The sequence below is a fragment of the Thermodesulfobacteriota bacterium genome, from assembly GCA_030583865.1.
Taxonomy (GTDB): domain Bacteria; phylum Desulfobacterota; class GWC2-55-46; order GWC2-55-46; family GWC2-55-46; genus UBA5799.
Map to the genome: position 1 here is coordinate 495,858 of CP129479.1, position 26,964 is coordinate 522,821.

Annotated in this window: 28 protein-coding genes; 20 read left to right on the forward strand and 8 right to left on the reverse strand. The window is 58.6% G+C overall.

Features of this window, described 5'->3' with window-relative positions:
* Nucleotides 1–114 precede the first annotated feature (114 nt).
* The 12 genes from speB to QY316_02375 all read left to right on the forward strand — a co-directional run bounded on the left by speB (nt 115) and on the right by QY316_02375 (nt 10,346).
* Nucleotides 115–1,050, forward strand: a complete 936-nt coding sequence (speB, locus tag QY316_02320) for an agmatinase (protein ID WKZ33261.1) — start codon at nt 115–117, stop codon at nt 1,048–1,050.
* A gap of 65 nt (nt 1,051–1,115) precedes the next feature.
* Nucleotides 1,116–1,661, forward strand: a complete 546-nt coding sequence (locus QY316_02325; GenBank protein WKZ33262.1) for an arginine decarboxylase, pyruvoyl-dependent — start codon at nt 1,116–1,118, stop codon at nt 1,659–1,661.
* Between the two features lie 171 nt (nt 1,662–1,832).
* On the forward strand, nt 1,833–2,846 hold the full coding sequence (locus tag QY316_02330) for a D-alanine--D-alanine ligase (protein ID WKZ33263.1): 1,014 nt from the start codon (nt 1,833–1,835) through the stop codon (nt 2,844–2,846).
* Nucleotides 2,843–3,886, forward strand: a complete 1,044-nt coding sequence (locus QY316_02335; protein WKZ33264.1) for an ATP-grasp domain-containing protein — start codon at nt 2,843–2,845, stop codon at nt 3,884–3,886. The genes QY316_02330 and QY316_02335 overlap by 4 nt, the downstream gene beginning before the upstream one ends.
* Complete coding sequence (locus QY316_02340; GenBank protein WKZ33265.1) at nt 3,883–4,398, forward strand: GNAT family N-acetyltransferase; 516 nt, start codon at nt 3,883–3,885, stop codon at nt 4,396–4,398. The genes QY316_02335 and QY316_02340 overlap by 4 nt, the downstream gene beginning before the upstream one ends.
* A 1-nt stretch (nt 4,399) precedes the next feature.
* A complete protein-coding gene (locus tag QY316_02345) occupies nt 4,400–5,017 on the forward strand; it encodes a methyltransferase domain-containing protein (GenBank protein WKZ33266.1) in 618 nt (205 codons plus the stop codon).
* A 13-nt stretch (nt 5,018–5,030) separates the two neighbouring features.
* A complete protein-coding gene (gene rimI / locus QY316_02350) occupies nt 5,031–5,501 on the forward strand; it encodes a ribosomal protein S18-alanine N-acetyltransferase (GenBank protein WKZ33267.1) in 471 nt (156 codons plus the stop codon).
* 22 nt (nt 5,502–5,523) lie between these two features.
* Nucleotides 5,524–6,342, forward strand: a complete 819-nt coding sequence (locus tag QY316_02355; protein ID WKZ33268.1) for a dihydroorotate dehydrogenase electron transfer subunit — start codon at nt 5,524–5,526, stop codon at nt 6,340–6,342.
* Nucleotides 6,343–6,365: 23 nt separating this feature from the next.
* Nucleotides 6,366–7,262, forward strand: a complete 897-nt coding sequence (locus tag QY316_02360) for a dihydroorotate dehydrogenase (protein WKZ34061.1) — start codon at nt 6,366–6,368, stop codon at nt 7,260–7,262.
* Between the two features lie 169 nt (nt 7,263–7,431).
* Entirely contained in the window at nt 7,432–7,734 is a 303-nt protein-coding gene (locus QY316_02365) for a hypothetical protein (GenBank protein WKZ33269.1), read from the forward strand.
* Nucleotides 7,735–7,869: 135 nt separating this feature from the next.
* Complete coding sequence (locus QY316_02370) at nt 7,870–9,519, forward strand: glycosyltransferase family 39 protein (protein ID WKZ33270.1); 1,650 nt, start codon at nt 7,870–7,872, stop codon at nt 9,517–9,519.
* A gap of 38 nt (nt 9,520–9,557) precedes the next feature.
* Entirely contained in the window at nt 9,558–10,346 is a 789-nt protein-coding gene (locus QY316_02375) for a glycosyltransferase (protein ID WKZ33271.1), read from the forward strand.
* A gap of 82 nt (nt 10,347–10,428) precedes the next feature.
* On the opposite strand, the gene QY316_02380 is transcribed toward QY316_02375, so the two are convergent.
* The 6 genes from QY316_02380 to QY316_02405 form a co-directional block, all read right to left on the reverse strand.
* A complete protein-coding gene (locus tag QY316_02380; GenBank protein ID WKZ34062.1) occupies nt 10,429–11,481 on the reverse strand; it encodes an Mrp/NBP35 family ATP-binding protein in 1,053 nt (350 codons plus the stop codon).
* Nucleotides 11,482–11,509: 28 nt separating this feature from the next.
* Nucleotides 11,510–11,695 carry a DUF542 domain-containing protein gene (locus QY316_02385; GenBank protein ID WKZ33272.1) on the reverse strand — a complete coding sequence of 62 codons (186 nt, stop codon included), beginning with the start codon at nt 11,693–11,695 and terminating at the stop codon, nt 11,510–11,512.
* Complete coding sequence (locus tag QY316_02390; GenBank protein WKZ33273.1) at nt 11,685–11,927, reverse strand: DUF1858 domain-containing protein; 243 nt, start codon at nt 11,925–11,927, stop codon at nt 11,685–11,687. Before QY316_02390 ends, QY316_02385 begins: the two co-directional genes overlap by 11 nt.
* Before the next feature lies 1 nt (nt 11,928).
* The gene (locus QY316_02395) at nt 11,929–12,348 is read right to left on the reverse strand and encodes a hypothetical protein (protein ID WKZ33274.1); all 420 of its coding nucleotides are present in this window, start codon (nt 12,346–12,348) and stop codon (nt 11,929–11,931) included.
* A gap of 152 nt (nt 12,349–12,500) precedes the next feature.
* Nucleotides 12,501–12,710, reverse strand: a complete 210-nt coding sequence (locus QY316_02400; GenBank protein ID WKZ33275.1) for a 4Fe-4S binding protein — start codon at nt 12,708–12,710, stop codon at nt 12,501–12,503.
* Nucleotides 12,711–12,832: 122 nt separating this feature from the next.
* Nucleotides 12,833–13,057 carry a NifU family protein gene (locus tag QY316_02405; GenBank protein ID WKZ34063.1) on the reverse strand — a complete coding sequence of 75 codons (225 nt, stop codon included), beginning with the start codon at nt 13,055–13,057 and terminating at the stop codon, nt 12,833–12,835.
* 241 nt (nt 13,058–13,298) lie between these two features.
* Between QY316_02405 and QY316_02410 the strand changes: the two genes are divergently transcribed.
* The 5 genes from QY316_02410 (at nt 13,299) to QY316_02430 (ending at nt 21,724) form a co-directional block, all read left to right on the forward strand.
* Entirely contained in the window at nt 13,299–14,690 is a 1,392-nt protein-coding gene (locus QY316_02410) for a cbb3-type cytochrome c oxidase subunit I (protein ID WKZ33276.1), read from the forward strand.
* A 78-nt stretch (nt 14,691–14,768) separates the two neighbouring features.
* The gene (gene cyoE, locus QY316_02415) at nt 14,769–15,635 is read left to right on the forward strand and encodes a heme o synthase (GenBank protein ID WKZ33277.1); all 867 of its coding nucleotides are present in this window, start codon (nt 14,769–14,771) and stop codon (nt 15,633–15,635) included.
* 125 nt (nt 15,636–15,760) lie between these two features.
* Entirely contained in the window at nt 15,761–16,093 is a 333-nt protein-coding gene (locus QY316_02420) for a cytochrome c (protein WKZ33278.1), read from the forward strand.
* 314 nt (nt 16,094–16,407) lie between these two features.
* Nucleotides 16,408–20,637 (forward strand): acyl-CoA dehydratase activase, encoded by a 4,230-nt coding sequence (locus QY316_02425; protein ID WKZ33279.1) that lies wholly within the window; start codon nt 16,408–16,410, stop codon nt 20,635–20,637.
* A 4-nt stretch (nt 20,638–20,641) separates the two neighbouring features.
* On the forward strand, nt 20,642–21,724 hold the full coding sequence (locus QY316_02430; protein ID WKZ33280.1) for a DNA recombination protein RmuC: 1,083 nt from the start codon (nt 20,642–20,644) through the stop codon (nt 21,722–21,724).
* Nucleotides 21,725–21,727: 3 nt separating this feature from the next.
* Here the strand turns inward: QY316_02430 and QY316_02435 are convergent, their stop codons facing one another.
* Nucleotides 21,728–22,204, reverse strand: a complete 477-nt coding sequence (locus QY316_02435) for a hypothetical protein (protein ID WKZ33281.1) — start codon at nt 22,202–22,204, stop codon at nt 21,728–21,730.
* 267 nt (nt 22,205–22,471) lie between these two features.
* On the opposite strand from QY316_02435, the gene rpsU reads away from it, so the two are divergent.
* Nucleotides 22,472–22,678 (forward strand): 30S ribosomal protein S21, encoded by a 207-nt coding sequence (rpsU, locus tag QY316_02440; GenBank protein ID WKZ33282.1) that lies wholly within the window; start codon nt 22,472–22,474, stop codon nt 22,676–22,678.
* Between the two features lie 301 nt (nt 22,679–22,979).
* Here the strand turns inward: rpsU and acs are convergent, their stop codons facing one another.
* Nucleotides 22,980–24,974 carry an acetate--CoA ligase gene (gene acs / locus QY316_02445; protein WKZ33283.1) on the reverse strand — a complete coding sequence of 665 codons (1,995 nt, stop codon included), beginning with the start codon at nt 24,972–24,974 and terminating at the stop codon, nt 22,980–22,982.
* A 480-nt stretch (nt 24,975–25,454) separates the two neighbouring features.
* Here acs and hisS point away from each other — a divergent pair, with 480 nt between their 5' ends.
* Nucleotides 25,455–26,705, forward strand: coding sequence for a histidine--tRNA ligase (gene hisS / locus QY316_02450; protein WKZ33284.1), 1,251 nt, complete (start codon nt 25,455–25,457; stop codon nt 26,703–26,705).
* Nucleotides 26,702–26,956 (forward strand): hypothetical protein, encoded by a 255-nt coding sequence (locus QY316_02455; protein WKZ33285.1) that lies wholly within the window; start codon nt 26,702–26,704, stop codon nt 26,954–26,956. The genes hisS and QY316_02455 overlap by 4 nt, the downstream gene beginning before the upstream one ends.
* The last annotated feature ends 8 nt before the right edge of the window (nt 26,957–26,964 follow it).

Below are 26,964 nucleotides of genomic sequence, written 5' to 3' on the forward strand. Positions count from 1 at the left end.
CTTTTCGGCTCCTTGCGTCCGGGCTTTATAAGCGGGCTGCATGTGAGTTGCTTGAGTTTTTTTCGGCAGCATCATTGAGAACGGCAGCGGAATACGAACGATAAAGGCGGAGAAATGACCGTTAAGAGAAAGGCCAGCCCGGCCGAGGCGATGTTCAACTTCGGCGGGGTTTCAAGCGAGGTGTTCGAGGGGAAAAAGCCCCGTTATTCGGTGCTGCCGGTCCCCTATGACCTTACGGCCTCGTACATAAGCGGCATGAGGGGCGGCCCAAGGGCCATAATCGACGCCTCCACCCACATGGAGCTCTATGACGAAGAGCTCGGCTGCGAGCCGTACGAAGCCGGGATAGAGACCCTGCCCCAGCTTGAGGCCACGGCGCTCGGGCCGGAGGAGATGATACGGAGGGTCAGGGAGTCGGTCGCCTCCATCCTGGACGAGGGCAAGGTGCCCGTAATGCTCGGAGGCGAGCATTCGATAACGCTCGGGCTCGTGCAGGCACTCCTGGAAAGATACCCCGGCATGTCGGTCCTGCAGCTCGACGCCCATGCCGATATGAGGGACTCCTACCAGGACACCCCTTTCAACCACGCCTGCGTCGCCAGGAGGATATCCGAGCTCTGCCCCATAGTCCAGGTGGGGATAAGGAGCCTTTCGGCGGACGAGGCCGCGTTTCTCAAAGGTGAAAGAAAGGCGGGCAGGAAGGCCGGGACGCGCATAAAGACGTTCACCGCGCTCGATGTGCTGAAGGGCGTAAGCCCGAAGGCCATAGCCTCAAGCCTGACCAATGACGTCTGCATCACCATCGACCTGGACGTCTTCGACCCCTCGATAATGCCGGCAACCGGCACTCCCGAGCCCGGCGGGCTCGGATGGTACAACGTCCTGGATGTCGTTAGGGAAGCCGTCTCGAAAAAGAAGGTGGTGGGGTTCGACGTCGTCGAGCTCTGCCCGCTTCCGGGCAACATAGCGCCGGATTTCCTGGCCGCTAAACTCGTATACAAGATAATGGGCTACATGAACCGCGGCAGGAGGAGGCAGCGCCTGCCTTAAAACGTGCTCCACGGCCGCATCCGCGGCCTCAACCACATAATCCGCTATTCCGGGGGTATAGAAAAATGTTCGTTCCGAAAAGGGTGTTTTTTACAAAAGGCGTAGGGATACACAAGGAAGAACTCACGTCTTTCGAGCTTGCGTTGAGGGACGCGGGGATAGAGAAGTTCAACCTGGTGCAGGTCTCCAGCATTTTCCCGCCTGCAGCCAAGATAGTGCCCAAGACAGTAGGGCTCAAGAAGCTGTCCCCCGGCCAGATCGTCTTCTGCGTCATGAGCAGGCTCTCGAGCAACGAGCCCAGGAGGCTCCTTGCGGCCTCGGTCGGCTGCGCGATACCGATGGACAGGAAGCTATACGGCTATCTCAGCGAGCACCACGCCTACGGTGAGACCGACACCGCAGCGGGCGACTACGCCGAGGACCTTGCGGCCGCGATGCTCGCCTCGACGCTCGGCATAGAGCTGGACGAGAACCTCGGCTGGGACGAGAAAAAAGAGATATACAGGATAAGCGACAAGATAGTAAAGACGTCCAACGTAACGCAGTCGGCGATAGTAAAGAGCGACGGGAAGTTCACCACCGTCGTGGCCGCCGCGGTCCTCATACCTTAAGCGGCTCAAGGCCTGATTATCCGGCGCATCCTGTGCATGGGACAATAGAAGCGCAATGAGCCGGTTGCGGGGCCCTGCCCCATTCGCGTGGAGGAAGGACAAGCGATGTTTCTTCCCCGCCCGCGCCCTCTTTGCGCAAACCCGAGTTGATGCTGAGCCTGAACCCGGTACATGAAAATCGCACTTACCTATAACCTCAAGAAAGATCTCGGGGAGGCGCAGCGCCTCCCCGAGGACTTCTACGCCGAATGTGACGAGCCCGAGACCGTCTTCGCCGTCCGGGACGCTTTGGCCGGGCGCCACGGGGAGGTCCTCATGGTCGAGGCGGACGAGGACGCGTTCGAGAAGCTCAGGCGCGAGAGGCCGGACATCGTCTTCAACATGGCCGAGGGGCTCTGGGGCGAGAGCAGGGAATCGCAGATACCGGCCATGCTCGAAATGCTCCGGATCCCGTATACCGGCTCGAACCCGCTCACGCTGGGCCTCTGCCTCAACAAGGCGCGCGCCAAGGAGGTGCTGGCCTATTACGGCATCCCTACCGCAAGGTTCGTTGTCGCGCGGACGAACGGACTCGAAATCCACAGGCTACTCTCATTCCCCATGATAGTGAAGCCGCTTTTCGAGGGGTCGAGCAAGGGAATAAAGAACGACTCCATAGTATCCGGGCCCGAGGAGCTCGAACGGAAGGTCGCTTCCGTTCTGGAGGAATACTCCCAGCCGGCCCTGGTCGAGGAATACCTCCCGGGACGCGAGTTCACGGTGGCCCTAATGGGGAACGGGAGCAATATCAAGGTGCTCCCCATAGTCGAGATAAACTACTCGGCCCTGCCTGCCGGCGTAAACCACATCTATTCCTACGAGGCCAAATGGGTGCTCGACACCCCGGATGCCCCCCTCGACATATTCAACTGCCCTGCTGACATACCCGAAAGGCTGAAGACCGCCATAGAGGCCGTCTCAAGGGACGCCTTTACGGCGCTCGACGTCAAGGACTGGTGCAGGATAGACGTGAGGCTCGATACCTCCGGCCTGCCGCACGTAATAGAGCTCAACCCGCTCCCTGGGATACTCATGGACCCAAAGTGCAATTCCTGCTTCCCGAAGGCCGCCCGGGCCGCTGGCATGGACTTCAGCACACTGGTGAACGGGGTCCTCGACGCGGCGCGCGGGAGGTACGGGGTATGAGCCCCGCCAGGGTGAAGATAGTCTTCAACGATGACGGTAGCGATACCTACACCCTCGGCGAAAAAACAGTAGACCTGGATAACATACTTACGACCGTAAGCGACGTCGAGGGCGCGCTCCGCTCGAAGGGGTACGAGACCGCAAGGGTGCCCTTGAGGAGGCGCGAAGACCTCGAGCGGTTTACGAAGGAGATACGGGACCCGGAGGCGGTCGTCTTCAACCTCTGCGAGGGTGCGTTCAACAGGAGCTCGCTCGAGATGCACGTTGCCGCCCTCCTCGAGCTCCACGGAGCGAGGTTCACGGGCAGCGGACCGCTGACGCTCGGGCTCGCGCTGGACAAGGGGCTTACAAAAGACATACTCTCGAGGAGGGGCGTGCCCACCCCAGGGTACGCGGTCATGGCCGAGGCGTCCGGGAAGACCGGGGAGCTCGAGTTCCCGCTCATCGTCAAGCCGCTACGCGAGGACGCGAGCATCGGAATAGATTCCGGGGCCGTCGTCGAGAGCCCGGTGGAATTAAGGGAAAGAGTCGACCACATACTCTCGAACTACGCCCAGCCCGCTATAGTCGAGGAGTACGTGGACGGCAGGGAGTTCAATATCGCCGTCATGGGGAACGGGAACAGCAGGCGCGCCCTGCCCCCTTCCGAGATACTCTTCGTCGATTTCCCCGAGGGCAAACCCAAGATATGCTGCTACGAGGCTAAGTGGGTCGAAGAGAGCCCTTTTTACCGCAAGACCGTGCCTTCCTGCCCGGCGGAAATACCCGAGAAGCTCAAGGTAGAGCTCCAGGCGGTCGCGCTCAAGGCCTACGGCATGATGGGGTGCAGGGACTATGCCAGGGTGGACATGAGGCTCGGGAAGGACGGCAAGGCCAAGGTCCTGGAGGTCAACCCAAACCCGGACATATCCTCGGACGCGGGGTTTGCGAGGGCCGCAAAGGCCGCCGGCCTTGATTACCCGGACCTCATAGCCGCCATAGTGGATGCGGCCGTGTCGAGGTACGCGCCGCAGGCCGGAATGGCCTCGGGAAGGACATGAGCGGGAGCGGAGGCGGGATAACCGTGAGGAAGACGCTTCCCGGGGACAGGCCCGCCCTGGTCGACATTATAGAAAACTCGGAGAACCTGAGCAGGGAGGAGATGGATTGCGCGGCGGAACTCCTTGATATATACTTTAAAAACCCGCTTGAGACCGATTACCTCTTTCTTACGGCGGCAGACCCCTCCTCCTCTCCCGCGGGTTACGCCTGCTACGGGAAAAGGCCGCTAACGGACGCCGTATATGACATCTACTGGATCGTGGTGGACAGCCGCCAAAGGCGCGGCGGCATAGGGACCAGGCTGATCGAGGAGCTTGAAAAACTGCTCAGGGAAGAGGGGGCCCGGATGCTGGTGGCCGAAACATCGGGGCTCCCGGCCTATGAGGCCGCGAGGAGGCTCTATCTCAGGAACGGTTTCCGCGAAGAGGCCCGGATAAGGGAGTTCTACAAGCCCGGAGACGACATCGTCTTCTATACCAAGCGCTTACAAAAAACAAACGGGGACGCCTGAATTGGAGCTGGAGAGCATAAAGAAAATCTACGCCGGTTATTCGAACGTCTATGACGTCCTTTTCAAGGGGATATTCTATCCGAGGATAAAGCACGCCATCAACTATATGGACATCAAGCCCGGGGACAGGGTGCTCGACGTCGGTGTCGGGACAGGCCTCTCCCTTTCGGAGTTCCCGGGCTGCTGCAAGGTGGTGGGGATAGACCTCTCCACGGCCATGCTCAAAAAGGCCAGGGACAAGATACGGAAGCACGGGCTCGACCACATAAACGTCATGAGCATGGACGCGATGAGCATAGGCTTCAAGGACGACAGCTTCGACAAGGTATTCATCTCGCACGTGGTGAGCGTCGTGCCTGACCCCTACAAGCTCATGTCCGAGGTAAGGCGGGTCTGCAAGAAGGGCGGCCAGGTGGTGATAGTGAACCACTTCAAGTCGAGCAACAAGGTCGTGGAGGTCGTCGAGAAGCTCATAAACCCCGTCTGCAAGAAGATAGGGTGGAGGTCGGACCTCTGCCTCAACGAGTTCATAAACCGCTCGGGACTCAACGTCAGGCAGAAGTACATGCTCAAGAAACTGGACTTCTGGCACATACTCTTCGCAACGAACGAGAAATAAGCCCCGGGGGCATTTGCGTTCCAAGGACAATATCCTATCCGGCCATTCGATCCAGCCGATGTCCTCCGGGGACCTCGAAGAAGTCCTCAGGATAGAGAAGGCCTCTTTCCCGAAGCCCTGGACCAGGGGCATGTTCGAAGGGGAGATCAAGAACCCGGTCTCGTTCGCGTACACCCTGCGGGTGCGCGCCGAAGAGAGGGAAGAGATCGCGGCATATATCGTCTTCTGGATAGTCCACGGAGAGGCCCACATATTGAACATCGCGGTCTCCCCGGCCCTCCGTGGCAGGGGGGTGGCCTCCAAGCTCCTCGGCCTCATGCTCCAGCTCATGAAGCGGAACATGGTCTACGAGGTCTTCCTCGAGGTCAGGGTTTCGAACGACGCCGCCAGGAGCCTCTATAAGAGATTCGGGTTCAGGGAAGCGTTCGTCAGGAAAAACTACTACGGGGACGAGGACGCGATAGTCATGGTCCTCGACCTGTGAACGAAAATGGGAACCGGCAGGTTTGGAAATAAAAGCTGAGATAATATATAACGACAGGATGGCCAAGGGGTACTTCAAGCTCGGGCTTGCTTGCGCGACCCCCGAGGTGAAGCCCGGCCAGTTCGTGATGCTCAGGGTCTCGGACGGGCTTGACCCGCTCTTGAGGAGGCCTTTCGGCATCTATCGGATGCTTGGGCGTACTCTCGGGCGGGAGACCGGGGCCAGGGGCGCGTCCTCGAAGAGGAAGGGCATCGAGGTCCTCTACAGGGTGGTGGGAAAGGGCACGGCCATACTTTCTGAAAGAAGGCCCGGCGAGACGCTCGGGGTGCTGGGCCCGCTCGGGAACGGCTTTCCGGACACGCCCGAGGGCAGCAGTCCGGTGCTCGTCGCGGGCGGCATGGGGATAGCCCCTCTTTACCTCCTGGCAAAGAGGCTCGGAGGGGGGACGCTGCTTTTCGGGGCGCGCTCAAAGGCAGAGACGGCTCTCCTTAAGGATTTCAGGGGACTCGGCCTCAGGATAAAGACCGCGACCGAGGACGGGAGCGCCGGCATAAGGGGGCTCGTGACCGGCCTCCTTGAAGACGAGCTTACGCCGGAATCTATTGTATACGCGTGCGGCCCGGTCGGGATGCTGAAAGCCGCGGCTGCCATTTCAAGGAAGGCCGGGGCGCGCTGCCTCGTCTCCCTTGAGCGCTCGATGGCCTGCGGCATAGGGGTGTGCCTGGGGTGCGCGGTCAGGGCAAAGGCGCACAAGGAAGAGAAGGAGAACCGGTTTTACAAGATGGTCTGCTCTGACGGGCCGGTCTTCCGGGGCGAGGAGATAGATTGGGACCTGTTGTGAAGAAGACAAAGGCCGGGGCCGAGGTGACTATCGCGGGCTTGAAATTCAAAAACCCGGTGATGACCGCCTCGGGAACCTTCGGGTACGGGGTCGAGTTCGCGCCTTATATGGACCTCGGCAGGCTCGGAGGCATAGTGGTCAAGGGACTCTCCCTCTACCCGAGGCAGGGGAACCCCGGGCCGCGTATAGCCGAAACACCTTGCGGGATGCTGAACGCCATAGGCCTGCAGAACGTGGGCGTGGACGATTTCATCGAAAAGAAGCTTCCGCTAATCCGTACAGCCGACACGCACGTAATAGCGAACATCTTCGGCGAAACTGTCGAGGACTATGTGGAGGTCGCAAGGAGGCTCGACGGCGCTGAAGGGGTCGCGGCTCTTGAGGTGAACATCTCCTGCCCCAACGTCAAAAAGGGCGGCATCGTCTTCGGCACCGACCCGCAGGAGGCCTTCAAGGTGGTCTCCGCGGTACGCAAAGCCACGAGGCTCCCCGTCATAACGAAGCTCTCGCCGAACGTAACCGACATAAAGGTGATGGTAAAGGCCGCGGAGGACGGCGGCACGGACGCGGTCTCGCTCATCAATACCATCACCGGCATGGTTATCGACGTGGAGAGGAGAAGGCCCGTCCTTGCGACCGCGACCGGCGGGCTCTCGGGACCGGCCATAAGGCCCATAGCGGTACGCATGGTCTGGCAGGCGGCGCAGGCCGCAAGCGTCCCGGTAATCGGCATGGGCGGCATAATGACGGCAAGGGACGCCCTCGAATTCATGATAGCCGGCGCCACTGCAGTCCAGGTCGGCACCGCGAGCTTCATCGAGCCGGAAGCCGCAGTCAAGGTGGCCGAAGGCATAGAAGAGTACCTCTCCAAAAACGAAACCGACGTTCAAGACCTCATAGGCTCGTTAAGGCTCGCCTGAGCCGGTTCCCGCCTGCAAGCCATTTCAGAAGCTACGCGTTCCCTCTCTATCAGATGTTGAGGCAACCTCTAAAAATTGACTCTTTTTCCCGGACTCTGTGCCACTCTTTAGGGTTGAATTTTCCTCCTTTAAAGGTTAATTTATCCAAAACCGGTTGAAGGGAGGAAGCATGAAGAACCCGATAGAAAAGATCCTCAAAAGGTCCAGCATCACCTCCGAGATGTATCACAAGCTCTCGAAGCTCAGGTGCAGGCTCGACAAGGATATGGACGCAATCGGGAAGAAATTCAAAAAGGACCTCGCCAAGGCGGAGAAGATAGCGAAGAAAAAGCTCAAGGCCGCGGAGCAGCTGAAGGTCTGGAAAAAGGGCGGGTACGAGAAGCTCGCGAGCAAGGTCCAGAAAAAAGCCGACGCGCTTATGAGAGCGGCCAAGAAAGACTACAAGCTCGCGCTGGCGAAGCTCAGGAAATAAGAGTGGCTCCACCAAGGGCCGGCAGTCCTGCCGGCCCTTTTTTAGTGCCTGCTGAGTGTGCATGGTTCATGCGATCACATTCCTGAACCGGCCCTGAGAATGCAATTTTCGTCATGGCTCCCGCATATGGAACCAATGAAGAATGAAAACATAAGGCGCGTTTCCGTAGGCCTTTTCTTTGCCATTTTGCTGGCCATAGGGTTCGGAAGCTACCGGGATTACAACATATCATGGGACGAGCCGCTTCAGCGCGACATAGGCGCGGCGACTGTAAAGCACGTCTCCGAGGTTCTCGGTTCAGACCTCCTTGACGGCAGGTTTGCCAGCCTGCCGCCCCTGGAAGAATTCGTAGACAAGGACTATGGAGTCGCCTTCGAAGCGCCGGCCGTGGCACTGGAGGTGCTCTTTAAAATCCGGGGGGCGCGAGAGGCGATTTTTTTTCGCCACATACTCACATTCCTCATCTGCCTTTCCGGGGTCTACGCGGTCTACAGGTTAGCTTCCCGGCGCTTCGCTGACTGGAGGATCGGGCTTCTGGCGGCGCTTTTCCTCGTGCTCACGCCGCGTCTTTTCGCCGAATCATTCTACAACTCGAAGGACGCGGTCTTCATGGCTGTTTTCGCGATTGCCATGAACACGACAGTCTCCTTCGTGCTCAAGCCGGGCATGAGGACGGCTCTAATCCATGCCCTTGCGACCGCCGTCGCAATCGACGTGCGGATAATGGCAGTCATACTGCCGGCAGCCGCTGCGGCGATTCTGGCGGTCAGGCTGCTCAGGAACGAGCTGCCCGTCCGAAAAACGCTCATCGCGGCATCCGGCTATTTGCTCGCCTTATGCCTCTTTGTCGTCGTGTTCTGGCCCTATCTTTGGCAGGACCCGTTCGGGAATTTTGTGCAGGCCTTCCAGAACATGTCCAAATTCAGGTGGGATGAAGACGTGCTTTATATGGGGAGCTTCGTCCCGGCCACGGGCGTCCCGTGGCATTATATCCCGGCCTGGGTATCGATAACGACCCCCGTGCTTTACCTTGCGCTTTTTATCGCGGGTTCATTCGCAGCCATTCGGAGGATGATTTTCAATCTCATTGCGCGCCGGTTCAGGCTATGGACGAGCGAAGCCGAATTGCAGGATATTGTATTCCTCGGGTTGTTCGCGGCGCCGGTCGCGGCGGTAATCGCGCTCAACTCGACACTCTACGACGGCTGGAGGCAGCTCTACTTCATCTACCCGGCCTTTCTGCTCCTCGCGGTGAGGGGATGGGTGTCTCTTTGGGGTTTCCGTTTGCCCAGGAACATGAATAAGGCGTTATTGCTCGTCATCACGGCGGCGTCCGTATTTTTTACGGCCGCATGGATGTGGAAGGCGCACCCTCTGCAAAACGTGTATTTCAATTACTTTGCGGGCAAGAATATAAAAGACCGCTACGAGATGGACTACTGGGGCCTGGGCAACAGGAAAGCGCTTGAGTATATCCTTGAGAACGACAGGAGCCCGGTAATTCACGTCCGGGCTGACAGCGCCACACCCCTGAAATTGAGCATCTACATGCTGGAGCCGGATAAAAGGGTCCGCATCAGGGAAACAGATGAGATGACCGCCCCCTATTATGTCCTGAACAACTACCGGCTTTTCAAGGAGCCGCTTGAGTCAAAATACGGAAAGGAGTACGACCTCTTCTACGAATTGAAGGTCGGCGGCGAGGCCGTCCTGTCGGTTTTCAAGTGGAAGGGGGATGAAAGGCTTAGGTCCCCCTCTGTTGAATCCGATACAAGGACGAAATAGATACTGTTTGCATATCAAACGCAAAACCGGAACGAGCCATGCATAATACCGTCATAGTGGTGCCGTGCTACAGCGAGGAGAAGAGGCTCAACCGGGGCGCCTTCCTCGAATTCGCCTCGAGAAGCGAGGGCCTCCACTTCATCTTTGTAAACGACGGCAGCAGTGACGGGACCGCCGTAATTATAGAGGAGATGAGGAGGGCGAACCCCGCCAGGATATCCTGCCTCCACCTGGAGAGGAATTCGGGAAAGGCCGAGGCCGTAAGGCGGGGCGTGCTTAAGGCCATAGCTGACGGGTGCCGGAGCTTCGGCTACTGGGACGCCGACCTCGCGACCCCGCTTGAGGAAATCACAGTCTTCCGCAGGCTGCTTGAGGATGAGAGGTGGAAGGTGGTCATCGGATCAAGGGTGAAGCTCCTCGGAAAGGAGATAACGAGGAACGAGATGCGCCACTACGCGGGCCGGGTCTTCGCGACCATCGCAAGCCTCCTCCTGAGGATACCCGTATACGACACCCAGTGCGGCGCGAAGCTTTTCAGGAACACGCCCGAGGCCCGAGGGGCATTCAGCAAGCCCTTTAAAGTCAAATGGATATTCGATGTCGAGCTTCTTGCCAGGATTTCATTATTGGAAAAAAAGAACGATAATCCCGATTTCATCAAGAGCTGGATAGAGTCGCCGCTCGGGAAATGGACTGACATAAAGGGCTCGAAGGTCACTTGGTTCGATTTCTTCAAATCGGCTTTCGAGATGCTCAAGCTCTTTGTCCTGCTTTATGCGCCGGTTATAAAAGAACGATATGAGAACGAATTGCTGCAGGCCAGATAAGCGGGGATTGAGCTACAGGCATGAAAAGAAAAACCGGGAAGGCCCGCGCCTTCCCGGTTTTTACATTTCCATATCTGTCCGGCTATTCGAGATCCAGCACGCTCACCTTGGCTGCTACTGAACAGGCTATCTCGACAAACGATTTTGCATGGGCCGAACCCGGGTCCGCGTGCGTTATGGGCATCCCGGTGTCTCCGCCCTCCCTTATGGCCATGTCGATGGGGATCTTCCCGAGGAGCGGCACCTGGTACCTTTCGCTCGTCTTCTCGCCGCCGCCGTGGCTGAATATCTCGGACGTTCCGCCGCAGTGCGGGCAGACGAACTGGCTCATGTTCTCTATTATTCCGAGGACCGGGACCTTTACCTCCTTGAACATCCTTATGGCCCGCCTCGCGTCTATTAGCGCCACGTCCTGCGGCGTGGTAACTATGACGGCGCCTGTGAGGGGTATGGTCTGCACGAGCGTAAGCTGCGTATCTCCCGTGCCCGGCGGCAGGTCTATCACGAGATAGTCGAGCTCTCCCCATTCGACGCCGACGAGGAACTGCTTTATGAGCTGCATTACAAGCGGGCCGCGCCATATGAGCGGAGTTTCCTCGTCGAGCATGAACCCTACCGAGACGAGCTTGATCCCGTACTTCTCAAGGGGAACGAGACGCTCCTCGGGGGTGGCCTGCAAAGGCTCGTGTATGCCCATCATGAGCGGCAGGCTCGGGCCGTAGAGGTCGGTATCGAGGAGGCCCACCTTGGCCCCTGACTGCGCCAGCGCCACTGCCAGGTTCACGGCGACGGTGGACTTTCCGACCCCGCCCTTTCCGCTCGCCACGGCGATGGTGTTCCTAACGCCAGGTATAGGCGCCTTGCCCGGTACCCCTTTTGATTTCGGCACCTCGGCGCCGGTCGTGACGGAGACTTCGGTCACGCCGGGTATCGCCTTCACGGCGTTCACCGAGTTGGCCTCCAGTTCCTTCTTCAATGGGCACGCCATCGTCGTGAGCATGAGCGTGAAGCTCACCTTCCCGCCCTCGACCTTCACGTCCCTTATCATGTTGAGCGTAACGAGGTCCTTGCCGAGCTCCGGGTCCATTACGCCCCGGAGAGCGTCCAGCACGACGGCCTCTGTGATGTTGTTTATAGCCAAATCAATACCTCCGTTCCCGTGGTTAGGCCGAGGCGGCCTCCTTGAGCGCCGCCATGAGCTCTCCGAGCGGCGCGCCATCCCTTTTTGCCGCCTCCTCTATCGAGACCGCCCCACCGCAGCACGAGTCTATCTGGAAGCGCGTGAAGACCCCGATGGTCTTCGGATATTGCTTTATGCAGTCGTTTACGACCATTTTTTCACTTATCATCTCCATCCCCTTTTCCTTTCCCCCTTCCTTCCGCCGCTTCGTTAAGCTCCTTGAGGAGCGAGTCGATATCGGCGTTGTGCATGCCCGAGCCGAAGTCTATGTCCTCATAGCCTGACCCCGGGCAGTCGAAGCACCCCTTGCCGAAGTATTTCCTGAAGACCTCGGCGGTGCCGGGGTACTTCTCGATGACCTCGCCGATTATCATGTCCCTTGTTATCGCCGGGCCTGCCATTTCACTTCTTTACGGCCGCTGCGGGCGGCGCCGGGGCCGGCTTGATGGTCATGAGCATGTTAAGCGCGAAAAAGGCTATCGATACCGCCTCGACGAGCGAGAAGGCTATGAGGACAGTGTTGCCGCCGATATCGCTCTGGACTATCCAGCCCGCGGCCATCCCGACGAGCCCTATGTTCGCGAGCCAGAGCTGCGCGTACGCCAGGCGGTCGGAGTAGAGCGGGCGGCCGCTGAAACGGGGCAGTATGTGGTAGGCCACCCCGTATATCATCATGGACATCCAGCCGAGGAGGTTAAAGTGTGCGTGTATCGGCATCCACGGGTAGACCGGCCCTGCCGCGCTCATGTGCAGGCCGAGCAGCACTGACAAAAGGAAGTATATGATCGCGAATCTTATGAACCAGACTGTTATGGTGCTCATCTAATGCCTCCTGCTGGTTTGTGGCAACCTCTAAAAATCGATCTTTTCCCCGGACTCTTCGTCATGCCGTGAATAAAAATGCTCACATATTATCATATATGCTCCATATTTTATTCCCGGCCTTCCTCGATTGCGTGAAGAATCTCTAATTTTTAGAGGTTGCCTTGCTTTGTATTATCCATTTTTTCCCCTGGAGCGGCGGGCCGGCACGCATCGACCGGGCAAACCTCGGCGCACGCGCCGCACTCGGTGCAGAGCCTGTGGTCTATCTTGTATGGGGTCCCTTCGGATATCGCGCCCTCAGGGCACTCTGGCAAGCAGGCGCCGCAGGCGATGCATTCTTCGAGAATAAGGTAGGACATCGGCCCTCGCAGGAAACCGCTGGACATTAATACGATTTCTTTTCCGGGAAGATCCGCGCACCAGTGCATCCGGCGGAACCGCCGCACCGCCCGGAGTTATTCAGCTTGCAGGGCCTTTTTTATTAGACCGAAAGGACCTGCTTTATCTCCGGCACGCGCTCCTTTATCGCCCTTTCAATGCCCATCGCGAGCGTTATCTGCGCGCTGGGGCAGCCGGAGCAGGCGCCCTGGAGCTGTACCCGCACTATGCCCTGGGCCTCGTCCACGTCCACGAGCTCTACGTTGCCGCCGTCAGCCTGAAGGGCCGGCCTTATGCCGTTAAGAGCCTCTTCGACCCGTTCCCTGATCATAATATACTCCTCCGTAAGTGGTTATTGGAACAATATATTATAGCCCATAGTATACGGCCCTTTCAAGCCATAATAAATGATTTCCGTCATAATCGGGGGACTCCCTTTTACGCCCAGGGGGGCACATTTATGGCTGCCCGCTTGAATTGGGAGGCGTGTTCTGGTACTTTTGTATTGGCCCTTCCTGGGCTTAATGCGCTTAAGGGCCGTGGCGTACACCCGGACCAGTGCGGAGAAGATGAGAGAAGAGGCCACATACCATGCCAGGTCGGTGAAAGAAGAAAACCGCGCGCTCGCGCACGGCTGGCTCATCCTGGCGGTATTTTCCCTCGTATTTGCCGGTATCTTCGCCCTGCTTGTTGCGCTCGCGAGGACCCCTGTCATAGAGGAGATGCTCCCGCTCGGGAGGGACTACATCTATGTGGCGCTGGTCGGGCATGTCGTGCTTGCTGTAGTCATCTGGTTCCTTGCCTTCAAGGGCTTCCTATGGGTCTATTCGCTTCCCTCGGCAATATTCTCCCCTGCCCTGGGAAGGGCTTCCCTCGCGCTCTCGGCCCTCGGCATGGCCCTTGTAGTCATATCCGCGGTATTCGGGCTCGGCGAGGCCGAGCTCGCCAACTATGTGCCGGTCCTACTTACGCCGGTTTTTTACGCGGGGCTCTTGTCTTTCGGGGCCGGGGTGCTCCTTTCGCTCGTTAATTTCTTCCTTACCGTCTTCTTCGCAAAGGAGAGGCTCGGGGTCTTCACCTTCGGCATGCTCGCAGCCGGGGCGGCGGTAACGGTGGCCTTCGCCTGCTTCGCCCTTTCCGGCTGGTTCCAGCACGCGGGAGGGAAGATGCACCTGGATTTCGAGCGGCTCTTCTGGGGCGGCGGCCACATACTCCAGTTCGCGAACACAATGGCCATGTCGGCCGTCTGGCTCCTTCTCGTGAAGCTCGTACTGGGCAGGGAGGCCATAGGCCCGAGGACGGCAAAGGCCCTGTATGCCCTTTTCATCGTTTCCGTGCTGCCAGCGCCGGCCATATACTTCCTGCATGACATATCGAGCCAGGCCCATAAGGAGAGCTTCACCTGGCTCATGCAATGGGCAATCGGCCCCCTCGTAGCCGTATTCATCCTGGCCTCGATAGCGGCAATCGCCAGGACAAGCCCGAGGCCCTGGAAGGACCCGGCCTTCTCGTCCCTGGTCCTTTCCATATCCATCTTTCTCCTCGGCGGGTTCATAGGATTGAGCATAGACGGCGTCAACACCATCATCCCCGCCCATTACCATTGCGTTATCGGGGCCGTGACTATAGCCTTCATGGGCCTTTTCTACGAGGTGCTTCCCGGTTTCGGGAAGTCCCTATGGGGGAGGAGGATGGCGGCTATCCAGCCCTGGCTCTATGGCGCCGGCATCGTCCTCTTCGCAATCGGGCTCTTCATGGCCGGTTCGCACGGGGTGGCAAGGAAGACCTATGGCGGGGAGCAGAACCTCAATACGATAGGTAAGCTCATCGGCATGTCGGTCATGGGCCTTGGGGGGCTCGTGGCCATAGCAGGGGGAGTTACTTTCGTCCTTAACGCGCTACTCTCCCTTTTCGGCAGGAAAGCCCGTTCCCCCGAGCCCGGCATCCAGCCCGCACCTTGATAAGGGGCTCTCCCTGGCCAGGCCTGAATGGATTAGATGCAAGTTCAGGGCTTTATACATTAAAGGAGGGTTTTCTTTATGGAAATAGGCAGGTACCTTGAGCTCTTCAAGCTCAGGATATGCAGCCTCATAACCTTCAGCGCCATCGTGGGTCTCGTGGCCGCTTCATCGCCGGGAGCGACCCTCGGCACGGCCCTCTTTCTCGTAGCGGCCACGATGCTCGCCGCCGCCGCCGCGAGCGCCTTCAACCATTACTTCGACAGCGACATAGATTCCGTAATGAAAAGGACGAGGAAGAGGCCCTTCCCTTCAGGGGCCGTAGCCGGGTCAAAGGGCGTGCTCGTGGCGGCAGCCGGGCTTTTCCTGCTTTCAATCGCCATTTCAGTCGCCGCGCTCAACTATATGGTCGCCGTTCATCTCGCACTCGGCGCGTTCGTGTACGCGGTGGTATATACGGTCTGGCTCAAGAGAAGGAGCAGCCTTAATATCATAATAGGCGGGCTTGCCGGGAGCTTCGCCGTCCTTGCGGGCGGCGCATCGGCCAGCCCCGAGCTATGCGCGCCGCCCATGCTCCTGGCCGTCGTGATGTTCTTCTGGACGCCCTCGCATTTCTGGAGCTTCGCGATCTGCCACCGCGAGGAGTACGAGAGGGCGGGGGTGCCAATGCTGCCTGTGAGGGTGGGGGACTCGAGGACGGCCCTGTATATATTCATAAACACGGTCTTGCTTGTAATTTCCTCGCTGTCGCTATGGTTTTTCGGCAACAGCGGCCCGGTTTACCTCGCGGCGGCCCTGGCCCTCGGGGCTTATTTCATATACTGGAATATCAGGCTCCTCTTGAGCCCTGAAAAGGAGGTCGCGAGGAGCAATTTCCGGGCTTCCATGGTCTATCTGGGCGCGCTCTTTACGTCGGTTGTCGTTGACATGGCGATCAGGAACGTGTAATAATCAGGCCAGAGCAGGCCCGCAGCCCCGTTTTTGCGCGGGGAAAATGCATATAAAGTTCTTGACAACAAGGTGTTCCGGCGGTATTCTTCTTTTCCAAATTCTTTATCCAAGGAGGATCCAACATGCGTAAGTTATTCGGTATAGGCGTGCTCGCTCTCGGCATGGCCGCTTTCACCGTGCCTGCAATCGCTGCAGACGGCGCGGCAGTCTACAAGGCGAAATGCGTTGCCTGCCACGGCGCGGACGGCCAGGGCACCGCGATGGCGCCCGGCTTCAAGGGCAACGAGTGGATAAAGACCACGGCTGACGCCGAGATCGCCTCCGTTGTGACCGATGGCCGCGAGGGTGCTGCCAAGAGGTACAAGAACTTCGCAATGGGCATGCCCAAGCAGAAGCTCTCCGATGACGAGGTAAAGGCCGTCGTCGAGCACATGAAGGCGCTCGCCGCGAAGTAAGATCTGCCGATGAAGCATCAGAAAGGGCCCGGTCTCCGGGCCCTTTCTTTTTTCCGGTACCGGCAAAACAGCCCGCATCCGGCCCTCTGAATTCATAGAACGCTTCACTTCCATTCAGGGCAAAGCTCGTATTGACATCGGTTTGGAAATCGCAGATAATAAAAAATCGGGTTTTCCCCAATGAAAACCCATTATTCCACATTTTTTCTTTTCCGGAACTTAATACAGACTCATTCAAGCAAGCCGCGGCTCGTAGCTGAAAACGGAATACCGGACTATTCTTCTGCTGAACATGCAAACCTCGGAGGTGTGAGTTGGCTGGGTCAAAGTCTGTATACGTGGGCATCGACATCGGCTCGGTAAGCGCAAACACGGTAGTCCTCGATGAGAACAGGAACATACTCGAAGAGCACTATACGCGGACGAAAGGCGAACCGCTCGAGGCGGCCCTCGCAATCCTTTCCGAACTGATCGAAAAATACGGAAAAAACAGCATAAGGCTCGTGGCCGCCACCGGCTCGGGCGGAAAGCTCATAGCCCCCCTCATAGGGGCCGGGTTCACTAACGAGGTCATAGCCCAGGCCAGGGCCACCGAGGCCTTCCACCCCGAGGCAAGGACGGTAATCGAGATGGGCGGCCAGGACGCGAAGCTCATCTTCCTTGCGCCCGAGGGGGCGGACGGCAAGCTCCGCATAGCCGACTTCCAGATGAACTCGGTCTGCGCGGCAGGCACGGGCTCTTTTCTCGACCAGCAGGCCTACAGGCTCGGGCTCACCATCGAGGAGTTCGGAAGCCTCGCGCTCAAGAGCAAACACCCTCCGAGGGTCGCCGGAAGGTGCTCGGTCTTCGCCAAGAGCGACATGATACACCTCCAGCAGATAGCCACGCCCGACTACGACATCGTGGCCGGGCTCTGCTATGCCGTCGCCAGGAACTTCAAGGCCACCATAGGGAAGGGCAAGGAATTCGTGACCCCCGTGGCCTTCCAGGGCGGCGTGGCCGCAAACCTGGGCGTAAGGAAGGCCTTCAAGGACGTACTCGAGCTCGAGGACAAGGACTACATAATACCGGCCCACTTCTGCTCGATGGGCGCTCTGGGCGCCGTCTACACCTGCCTCGACATGGGGAAGGCCCTGGACGGGTTCAAGGGCGTGGATGATCTCAAGACTTTCCTTGCGTCAGGAAGGACGAGGGAGAGGTCCCTTGAGAAGCTCTCGAAGCCGGAGGGGCACCCCTCTGAGAGGAGGAGCGCCACGGGCTACCCGCTCGAGACCGGGAAGAAGATCCCCGCCTACCTCGGCATAGACGTCGGCTCGACCAGCACGAACGTCATACTCATTGATAAAGACTTCAAGCTCGTGACCAAGAGGTATCTCGCGACGGCCGGGCGCCCGCTGGACGCGATAAGGAAGGGCATCACCTCGGTAGCCGAAGAGTGCGCCGATTACGTGGACGTCGTGGGGGTCGGCACGACCGGCTCCGGTAGGTATCTCTCAGGCGACTTCCTCGGCGCGGACATCATAAGAAACGAGATAACCGCCCAGGCGACCGCGGCAGCCGCGATAGACCCCGAGGTCGATACCATATTCGAGATAGGCGGCCAGGACTCGAAGTACATAGCCATGAAGGACGGTGTTGTCGTGGACTTCGAGATGAACAAGGTCTGCGCCGCCGGGACTGGCTCGTTCCTGGAGGAGCAGGCGGAAAGGCTCGGCATAAGCATAAAGGGCGAGTTCAGCGATTTGGCCCTCGGCTGCGGCGCGCCCCCGCCCATGGGCGAGAGGTGCACGGTCTTCATCGAGTCCGACATGGTGCACTACCAGCAGAGGGGGGTTGAGAAGGACGGCCTTGTGGCAGGGCTCTCGTATTCGATAGTCCAGAATTACCTCAACAGGGTCGTCGGCGACAGGCGAATAGGGAACAGGATATTTTTCCAGGGCGGCACGGCCGCGAACCTCGGGGTCGTGGCGGCGTTCGAGAAGGTCACCGGGAAAAAGATCGCCGTGCCCGAGAACCACGACGTAACGGGCGCCATAGGAGCGGCCATACTCGCGGCCAAGGAGATGGCGCCGGGCGCCAAAACCAGGTTCAAGGGTTGGGACCTGAGCAAAAAGAAGTTCGGGATAGAGTCCTTCGAGTGCAGGGACTGCTCGAACATCTGCGAGGTCCGGAAGGTCGTCATGGAAGGCGAGGACCCGCTCTACTACGGCGGCCGGTGCGAGAAATACGACGTCAAGAGGGACACGAAATCGGGGAGCCACATCCCCGACCTCTATAAGGAAAGGGAGAAGCTCCTCTATTCCGCCTACGCCGGCAAGGCCGCGGGAAAAGACGCGCCGGTCATAGGCATCCCGAGGATGCTCTTCATGTACGAGATGTACCCGTTCTGGAAGGCCTTCTTCGACGTGCTGGGCTTCAGGATCCAGCTCTCTTCGCCGACCAACAAGGAGATAATAAGGAACGGCATAGAGCAGATAGTTACCGAGACCTGCTTCCCCATAAAAGTGGCCCACGGGCACGTGAACGAGCTCATGGAAAAGGGCGTGAAGAGGATATTCATGCCCTCGATAATAAACCTGAAGCCCGCGAAGGAGGGGCAGCTCTTCACGGCCCTCTGCCCTTACGTGCAGACCATACCCTATCTCTGCAAATCCGCCTACGACTTCAAGGAAAAGGGGGTCGAGGTGCTCGCCCCGGTATTCCACTTCAATGCGAAGGATTCCGATATAAGGAAGGAGTTCGTGGAATTCGGGAGGTCGCTCGGCAAGGACAGGGCAACGGTGGAGAAGGCCCTTGAGTCAGCCTGGGCTGCGCAGGACGAGTTCAAGAGAAAGCTCCTCGAACGCGGTAAGGAGGCCATAGCCGCCCTTAAGCCGGACGACACAGCCCTCGTCATAGTCGGAAGGGCTTATAATACGATGGACTCCGGCATAAACCTGGAGCTTCCGCAGAAGCTCCGCGATATGGGCACCATGGCCATACCCTTCGACATGCTCGACGCGGACAGCATCATCGACGGCGCGCTCGCCGAGGACATGTACTGGAGGAGCGGCCAGAGGATACTCGCCGCAGCCCAGCTCATAAAGGACGACCCGAGGCTCTTCTCGATATACATCACGAACTTCGGCTGCGGCCCGGATTCCATGATATCGCACTTCTACAAGGAGGCCTCGGCAGGGAAGCCCTTCCTCCAGCTCGAGATAGACGAGCACTCGGCGGACGCCGGCGCCATAACGAGGTGCGAGGCCTTCCTCGACAGCATAAGGAACACCAAGGGGAAGCTCAAGATAGAGTCGAAGGAAAAGCACGTCCTCAAGAGGACCAACATCAAGAAGAAGATATACCTCCCGAACATGTCGGACGGCGCGCACGCGCTTGCCGCCGCCTTCCAGGCCTGCGGCCTCGACGCTGAGGTCATGCCCGAGCCGGATGAGGAGTCTCTGAAGTGGGGCAGGCGCTATACCTCTGGAAGGGAGTGCTATCCCTGCATACTTACGACCGGCGACATGGTGAAGGTCGTGAGGCAGGAGGGCTTCTCGCCCGAGCGGAGCGCCTTCTTCATGCCATCGGGTAACGGACCGTGCAGGTTCGGCCAGTACAACCGCTATCACAGGATGATACTCGACGAGCTCGGCTTCAAGGACGTCCCGGTCTACGCGCCGGACCAGGACGGGAACTTCTACAAGGAGCTCAACATGGTCGGCGGCAATTTCTCCAGGCTCGGCTGGTGGGGCATAGCCTCGGTCGACCTCCTGGAGAAGGTGCTCTTCGAGACCAGGCCCTACGAGAAGAACAAGGGCGAGTCGGAGAAGGTCTACTGGGAATGCGTCCACAAGGTATGCGGGGCGATAAGGGAGAAGAGGTTCCCTGAACGGGAATTGAAGGAGGCCAAGGCGGCTTTCAGGAGGATACCCGTCCACGAGCCCGGCAGCAAGCCCGTCATAGGGATCGTCGGCGAGATATACGTCCGGAGCAACAGGTTCTCGAACGAGAACCTCATAAAGAAGCTCGAGGCCCTCGGCGCGGAGGTGCGGATGCCTACCATAGGCGAGTGGATATACTACACCAACTTCTGCAACAAGCGTAAGACCTGGCAGAGGGGGCAGATGGGGGACTATATCCGGACCATAGCGAGCGAGTTCTTCCAGAAGAGGGACGAAAGGAAGATGGAGAACATCCTTAACGGCGACCTCCGGAGCGGGCACGAGGTCCCGACAAAGGACCTCCTCCGTAACGCGGCGCCGTACCTCGACGATTCCTTCGAGGGCGAGGCCGTGCTCTCGATAGGTAAGACCATAGACTACATAGGCCGCGGCGCCCACGGCATAGTGAACGCCATGCCCTTCACATGCATGCCGGGCACTGTCGTGAATGCGATACTCAAGAGGCTCCGCGAGAATAACGACAACATACCCTACCTCCACATGGTCTACGAGGGCTCGGAAGACACGAACTCCATGACCAGGATGGAGGCCTTCGTCCACCAGGCGAGGGAGTTCAAGGAGAGGCGCTCCCCCGGGGTCCAGGCGGACGGAAGGGTCTGAGCCCATGCCCGAGGGCCCGCTAATGGTCGTTATCCTTGCGGCCCTCGGGCTCCTCGTCGCGCTTGCGGCTGCGTTCGCGGTAGTATCGGCTTCGCGGGCCAGGCGCGCCTACATCTCAGCCGAGATGTCTTCCATCAGGTCCGAACTCCAGGACTCGATATCCCAGAGCGTAAGGCACATAAACAGCCAGCTCATCATGCTTTCCGGGCAGGTGGCGGAGGAGCTCTCCGCCGTTACGGCCCAGATGAGCGCGTCTTCAGGCCAGATGAATTCCCGGATGGACAACTCGAACAGGACGGTAAGCGAGATAAAGCAGGCCCTAGGGGAGCTCTCGAAGGCGACCGAGCAGGTCTACGAGGTGGGAAGGAGCATATCCGGGCTTGAGAAGGTCCTCTCCGCACCCAAGGCAAGGGGAGGCCTCGGCGAGCTTTTTCTTTCCGAGCTCCTTTCCGAGTGCCTGCCCTCGAAGCGCTTCGAGCTCCAGTACGGGTTCAGGGACGGCGCCCGGGTGGACGCGGTCGTGAGGCTCAGGGAAGGGCTGGTGCCCATAGACTCCAAATTTCCGCTCGATAATTTCAGGCGCATCGTCGAGGCCGGGACCGACGAGGAGAGGCGCGCGGCTTCAAGGAGGTTCTCCTCGGACTGCAGGAGGCACATCGATTCCATCGCCTCGGCCTATATCCGCCCCTCGGAAGGCACGCTGGATTTCGCCCTCATGTACGTCCCCTCGGAGAGCGTCTATTACGAGCTCATAACCGGCAGAGAAGAATGCGGGGCCGCGCTTTCCGAGTATGCAGTCTCAAAAAAGGTCGTGCCGGTCTCCCCGAACAGCTTCTATGCGTACCTCCAGACCATAGCGATGGGACTCAGGGGCATGGAGATAGAGGCGAGGGCAGGGGAGATGCTGGCCCACCTTTCGGGCCTGAGGGGCGAGTTCGAGAAGTTCTCGGCAGACCTCGAAACCCTCGGGCGGCACCTGTCATTTGCCCGGTCCAAATACGACGAGCTTGAGAGAAAGGCGGGGCTGCTGAGTGAAAGGCTCGATTGGTCGGGGCTTGGAAGGGACAGTGAGCTGCGACAGCCTTGAGCCTTATTCCAACCGGGCAGGCTCAGGCCACCCTTCGGCGCTGCTCCCGAGAGGGACATCCGCTCCTGGCTCGGCGCTTTTTTCAAGGATGGCCTGGACACGCCGCTGCATCTCATTGAGCTTGAGTATCATCTCGTTCGCCTGCGAGCCCTTCAGGTTGGAATACACTATGAGCTTCAGCTCTGACAGGTCGTTTTGCAGGGCATTGAGGTCGCCCTCGAGCCTGCCGAGCTTTTCCTGGGCCGTGTCGTTCTGAGCCTTGATCTTCATGTACATCTCTGTGAGCCCGGAAAGGGTCCTGCCGCGCTCGCGGACCTTTGTCTCAAGGAGCTGTATCTCCGCGTTCTTTTCCATCCGCTCCCTGTGGAGTTGCTCAAGGAGGATGGTCACCCTGCCTTCGTGCGCCGTTTTGGATACGCAGCCTGTGAAAAGCCCAGCCGAGACGAGGACCAGTAACGTTGTAATGGTGCGTTTTTTCATTGTTTTTCCGTGATGCGCGTCGTGCTTCTAATGGTCGTTCGTTTCCGGGTCTGATTATACCAGACGAAGCGGCCGCTTTGAAGAGAATTGCACATGCAGGCCCGGCCCTTTCTGCTATAATCAAAAATGTGCCTTATGCCTGGAGGGTGAAAGTATTTGACTTGTCTCAGCGTTCTGGTATAATTTCGTGTCTTTCTACAAACAGGGCCTTTTCATCCAAGCCCGCAAAACCCGAATTAATTTCCATTGTGGAGGGGGTGTTAACTTTTGTCAGAGGTCAAGGTATTTGACGACCAGCTTGAGAAGGCGCTCAAGATCCTCAAGCGCAAGCTCGCTCAGGACGGGACCTTCAAAGAGATAAAGAAGAGAAGGTTCTACGAGAAGCCGAGCGTCAAGAAGAAGAGAAAGCGCCAGGAAGCGGCAAAGCGCCGCGCCAAGGCGTCGAAAAAGAGCGCCAGAAGGGTCCAGGAGTAAGCGGCTTTAGCCCCCTCTCGGAAACTTGGAACGGCCCCGGTTTACCGGGGCCGTTTTTTATTGAGGCAACCTCTAGCGGGCTGCTGAAAAAGTCGTTCTCCGTCGAAGGCTATGTCGCTGGCTACGAAGGCGTACACTAAAAGTGCGCCTCATTCCTCGCTCGCCTATTCCAACGGGGCCTCGCATCTGGAGCTTTTTAAGCAGCCTGAATAAAAACGGAGTTTTTTCAGCAATCTCTAAAAATTAGAGGTTGCCTTTATAGCAGTTCTCCGGATTTGGACATGCATGGCGTCCAGGGTGCTCATTCCCCCTCGCGTTCCAGTCCCTTCGAGCTTTCGCGCACAAGCGTCTCGACAACGGTTGGGTCCGCAAGCGTGGAGGTGTCGCCGAGTTCTGTGGAGCCCTGGGCTATCTGCCTCAAGATCCTCCGCATTATCTTGCCGCTCCTGGTCTTGGGTAGCCCGGTTGCGAATAGTATGCGGTCAGGCTTGGCAATGGGGCTTATCTCCTGTTTCACGTGGTCTTCGACGTGCCTCGAAAGCTCGGGCGAGGGGCTTACCCCTTCCTTCAGGACCACGAAGGCGTATATGCCCTCCCCTTTCACGGCATGGGGAAAGCCGACCACGGCCGCCTCTGCCACGGCCTCGTCGGAGACTATGGCGCTCTCTATCTCGGCTGTCCCCAGCCTGTGGCCGGATACGTTAAGTACGTCGTCTATCCTCCCCATGAGCCAGAAATCCCCGTCCTCGTCCACCCTTGCGCCGTCGCCGCTCGTGTAATAGCCCGGAAAGCGGCTGAAGTAGACCTCTTTTATCCGCTTGTTCTCCGGGTCGCCGTAAGTGCCCCTGAGCATGCCGGGCCAGGGCTTTTCAATTACGAGATAGCCGCCCTCGTTTACACCTGCCGGGCTGCCGTCCTCGCGGAGCACCCTGGGCGCTATCCCGAAAAAAGGCCTCGTCGCGGAGCCGGGCTTGAGCGTCGTCGCGCCCGGGAGAGGCGAGATGAGTATCCCGCCAGTCTCGGTCTGCCACCATGTGTCCACGATAGGGAGACGGCCCTTGCCAACGTGGAGGTGATACCACATCCATGCCTCGGGGTTTATGGGCTCCCCGACCGAGCCGAGGACGCGGAGGCTTGAAAGGTCGTATTTCCCTACCCATTCCGGCCCGCTCCGCATGAGCGCCCGTATGGCGGTAGGCGCGGTGTAGAATATATTGACCCTGTGCTTCTCGACTATCTCCCAGAACCTGCCGGGGTCGGGCCAGGTCGGGATGCCCTCGAACATGAGGGAGGTCGCGCCGCAGGCGAGCGGGCCGTAAAGTATGTAGCTGTGGCCGGTAACCCAGCCTATATCGGCGGTGCAGAAGTAGATGTCTTCTTCCCTGTAGTCGAATATCCATTTGAAGGTGAGGGCCGAGAATACGAGATAGCCGCCGGTAGTGTGTAGGACCCCCTTGGGCTTGCCCGTAGACCCGCTCGTATAGAGGATGAAGAGCGGGTCCTCGGAGTCCATGTCCTCGGGCTCGCAAACGCCCGTTATGCCAGGGGCTGCGGCCTCCTCGTGCCACCAGGCGTCCCGCCCGGCCTTCATGGGCACTGGAGCGCCGGTCCTTTTCGCGACAATTACCCTTCTTACGCCGGGGCATTCGGCAAGGGCCGCGTCGGCGTTCTCCTTCATGGGTATGTTCCTGCCGCCCCTTATGCCCTCGTCGGAAGTTACAAGGAGCCTGGAGTCGGAATCGAGGATCCTGTCCCTCAGGGACGCGGCGCTGAAGCCTCCGAAGACGACGCTGTGGATCGCGCCTATCCGGGCCGAGGCGAGCACCGCTATGGCGAGCTCCGGTATCATCGGGAGGTATATGGTTACCCGGTCGCCTTTTTTTACCCCGTTGGCCCGGAGCACGTTCGCGAAGCGGTTGACCTCATAGGAGAGCTGCTGGTAGGTGAAGGTCCGGTAGGAGCCGTCGTCGCCCTCCCATATGAGGGCGGCCTTGTTCCTCCTCGGGCCCTTCAGGTGGCGGTCGAGGCAGTTATGGGAGGCGTTGAGCCTGCCGTTCAGGTACCATTTGACGGAAGGTTTTTTAAAGTCCCATTCGGAGACCCTGTCCCAGGGCCTCGTCCAGTCGAGTATGCCGGCCATCCGGTGCCAGAAGCCGTCAGGGTCCTCGATAGACTCCCTGTAGAGCCTTTCGTACTCCTCCGGCCCCTTGACATGGGCCGATTCCATTATCTCCGGGGTCGGCGGAAAGAGCCTTTTTTCGTGAAGGAGCACTTCCAGGGACCTGTCGTTCTGCATCGCTGCACCTCCGAAGGGTTAGGCCCGGTCAAGCCTTCAAAGAAGATAAGGCTGCCTCTAAAAATGATTATTTTTCCTGATCTCTGTGTCAGGGCGGAAATAAAAATGCTCACATATTCCGATATATGCTGCGCTTTTTATTTCCGCCCTTCCTTGACCTCAGAAAAAATTCCTGATTTTTAGAGGCACCCATAACTTAACTTAACGCCAACCGGGTGTCAAGGGCGCGGGGTTTCACGGCCTTGCATAAAAACGGCGCATGTGTTAAGAAATCTTGATAGGCAACCTCTATAAATTGATCTTTTCCCCGGACTCTGCGTCAGGGCGTGAATAAAAATGCTCACATATTGTCATATATGCTCCGCTTTTTATTCCCGCCCTTCCTTGATTGCGGGAAAAATCTCTAATTTTTAGAAGTTGCCGATATTCTTAACGCAATCCGGTCCCGTTTAAGCCCAGGGGACATGAAAGGCTTTTTTGATGAGCATAGCCTCTGTCAGGGGTTTTAACGACATACTGCCGCCCGAGTCCGGGCTCTGGAGGCACATAGAGGAGACCGCCTGGTCGGTCTTCCGGACCTACGGCTTCTCTGAGATAAAGCTCCCGATCGTCGAAAAGACCGAGCTCTTCCTCCGCTCCATAGGCGAGACGACCGACATAGTCGAGAAGGAGATGTACACTTTCACCGACCGCCACGGCGACTCCATCACCCTGAGGCCGGAGGGCACGGCCCCGGCGGTCAGGGCCTATATCGAGAGGAAGCTCTACACCGCCCCTGTTACGAGGCTTTACTATACCGGCCCAATGTTCCGCTACGAGCGGCCGCAAAAGGGCAGGTACCGCCAGTTCTACCAGCTCGGGGCAGAGGTTTTCGGCGATGAGAGCCCGAGGGCGGACGCCGAGACCATTTCCATGCTCATGAGGTACTTCGGGAAGCTCGGGGTCGAGGGGGCCGCGCTCCAGATAAATTCCCTTGGGGACCGGAACTGCAGGCCCGCCTACAAGGAAAAGCTGTATAATTACCTGAAGGAGAGGACAGGGGACCTTTGCGAGAACTGCCTTAAGAGGATAGACGCGAACCCGCTACGGGCGCTCGACTGCAAGGTCCCGGGCTGCATAGAGGCCACGAAAAACGCCCCTTCGATACTCGAGTCGCTATGCGAGCCATGCGGAGGGCACTTCAGCGAGGTCAGGCGTTTCCTGTCGCTCTACGGCGTAACGCCCGTATTGAACCCGAGGATGGTAAGGGGGCTCGACTACTACACCCGGACGACCTTCGAAATAACAGCCGATACGGGACTCGGCTCCCAGAACGCGGTCGCGGCGGGCGGCAGGTACGATAATCTCGTATCCGAGCTCGGCGGCCCGGATACGCCCTGCTTCGGGTTTGCGGCCGGGATAGAGAGGCTCGCGCTCATAATGAAGGGCGGCGCGCCGGGAAAGCCCCTTACGGTATTCATCGCCCTGGGCGACGAGGCGGTCCGGAAGGGCATAGAGCTTATTTCCGCCTGGAGGGATGCCGGCATAAGGGTCGTCGAGGACTTCTCCGCAGGGGCGCTCAAGAACAGGATGAAGAAGGCCAACAGGCTCTCTGCCGACTTCGTGGTCATACTCGGAGAGAACGAATTAAAGACCGGGACCGTCACGATTAAGGACATGAAAAAAGCCGAGCAGGCCGATGTCGAGTGGCACAGGGCGGCCCTTGTAATCTCCGGAGGGAATAGGGAATGACGGACCTGCCGTTCAGCGAAAGCCTCCTCGTCGTCTTCAGCGCCGCGGCCATATTCATCGCCGTCTCCATAGGCGTACTCCTTATACTCTGGATAGCCCTGCCGTTCGCGGTATTCGGCATTAAGGGCCTCATAAGGGACCTGATAGGTGAGCAGGAGAAGACGAACCGGCTCCTTGGCGAGCTTCTGGCGGCCTTAAGGGATAAAGAAAAACCGGGGCCTGCCGAAAAGAGCGAAGGGCCGGGTTTTTAGGCCAGGCT

Coding starts and splice junctions, on each gene's coding strand:
- QY316_02390 (WKZ33273.1), bottom strand. CDS start 11,927: ATGGCAGGCCCGGCGATAACAAGGGACATGATAATCGGCGAGGTCATC.
- cyoE (WKZ33277.1), top strand. CDS start 14,769: ATGGAAATAGGCAGGTACCTTGAGCTCTTCAAGCTCAGGATATGCAGC.
- QY316_02455 (WKZ33285.1), top strand. CDS start 26,702: ATGACGGACCTGCCGTTCAGCGAAAGCCTCCTCGTCGTCTTCAGCGCC.
- QY316_02365 (WKZ33269.1), top strand. CDS start 7,432: ATGAAGAACCCGATAGAAAAGATCCTCAAAAGGTCCAGCATCACCTCC.
- speB (WKZ33261.1), top strand. CDS start 115: ATGACCGTTAAGAGAAAGGCCAGCCCGGCCGAGGCGATGTTCAACTTC.
- QY316_02335 (WKZ33264.1), top strand. CDS start 2,843: ATGAGCCCCGCCAGGGTGAAGATAGTCTTCAACGATGACGGTAGCGAT.
- QY316_02430 (WKZ33280.1), top strand. CDS start 20,642: ATGCCCGAGGGCCCGCTAATGGTCGTTATCCTTGCGGCCCTCGGGCTC.
- QY316_02325 (WKZ33262.1), top strand. CDS start 1,116: ATGTTCGTTCCGAAAAGGGTGTTTTTTACAAAAGGCGTAGGGATACAC.
- QY316_02385 (WKZ33272.1), bottom strand. CDS start 11,695: ATGATAAGTGAAAAAATGGTCGTAAACGACTGCATAAAGCAATATCCG.
- QY316_02400 (WKZ33275.1), bottom strand. CDS start 12,710: ATGTCCTACCTTATTCTCGAAGAATGCATCGCCTGCGGCGCCTGCTTG.
- QY316_02340 (WKZ33265.1), top strand. CDS start 3,883: ATGAGCGGGAGCGGAGGCGGGATAACCGTGAGGAAGACGCTTCCCGGG.
- QY316_02370 (WKZ33270.1), top strand. CDS start 7,870: ATGAAGAATGAAAACATAAGGCGCGTTTCCGTAGGCCTTTTCTTTGCC.
- QY316_02375 (WKZ33271.1), top strand. CDS start 9,558: ATGCATAATACCGTCATAGTGGTGCCGTGCTACAGCGAGGAGAAGAGG.
- acs (WKZ33283.1), bottom strand. CDS start 24,974: ATGCAGAACGACAGGTCCCTGGAAGTGCTCCTTCACGAAAAAAGGCTC.
- QY316_02395 (WKZ33274.1), bottom strand. CDS start 12,348: ATGAGCACCATAACAGTCTGGTTCATAAGATTCGCGATCATATACTTC.
- hisS (WKZ33284.1), top strand. CDS start 25,455: ATGAGCATAGCCTCTGTCAGGGGTTTTAACGACATACTGCCGCCCGAG.
- QY316_02330 (WKZ33263.1), top strand. CDS start 1,833: ATGAAAATCGCACTTACCTATAACCTCAAGAAAGATCTCGGGGAGGCG.
- QY316_02435 (WKZ33281.1), bottom strand. CDS start 22,204: ATGAAAAAACGCACCATTACAACGTTACTGGTCCTCGTCTCGGCTGGG.
- QY316_02410 (WKZ33276.1), top strand. CDS start 13,299: ATGAGAGAAGAGGCCACATACCATGCCAGGTCGGTGAAAGAAGAAAAC.
- QY316_02420 (WKZ33278.1), top strand. CDS start 15,761: ATGCGTAAGTTATTCGGTATAGGCGTGCTCGCTCTCGGCATGGCCGCT.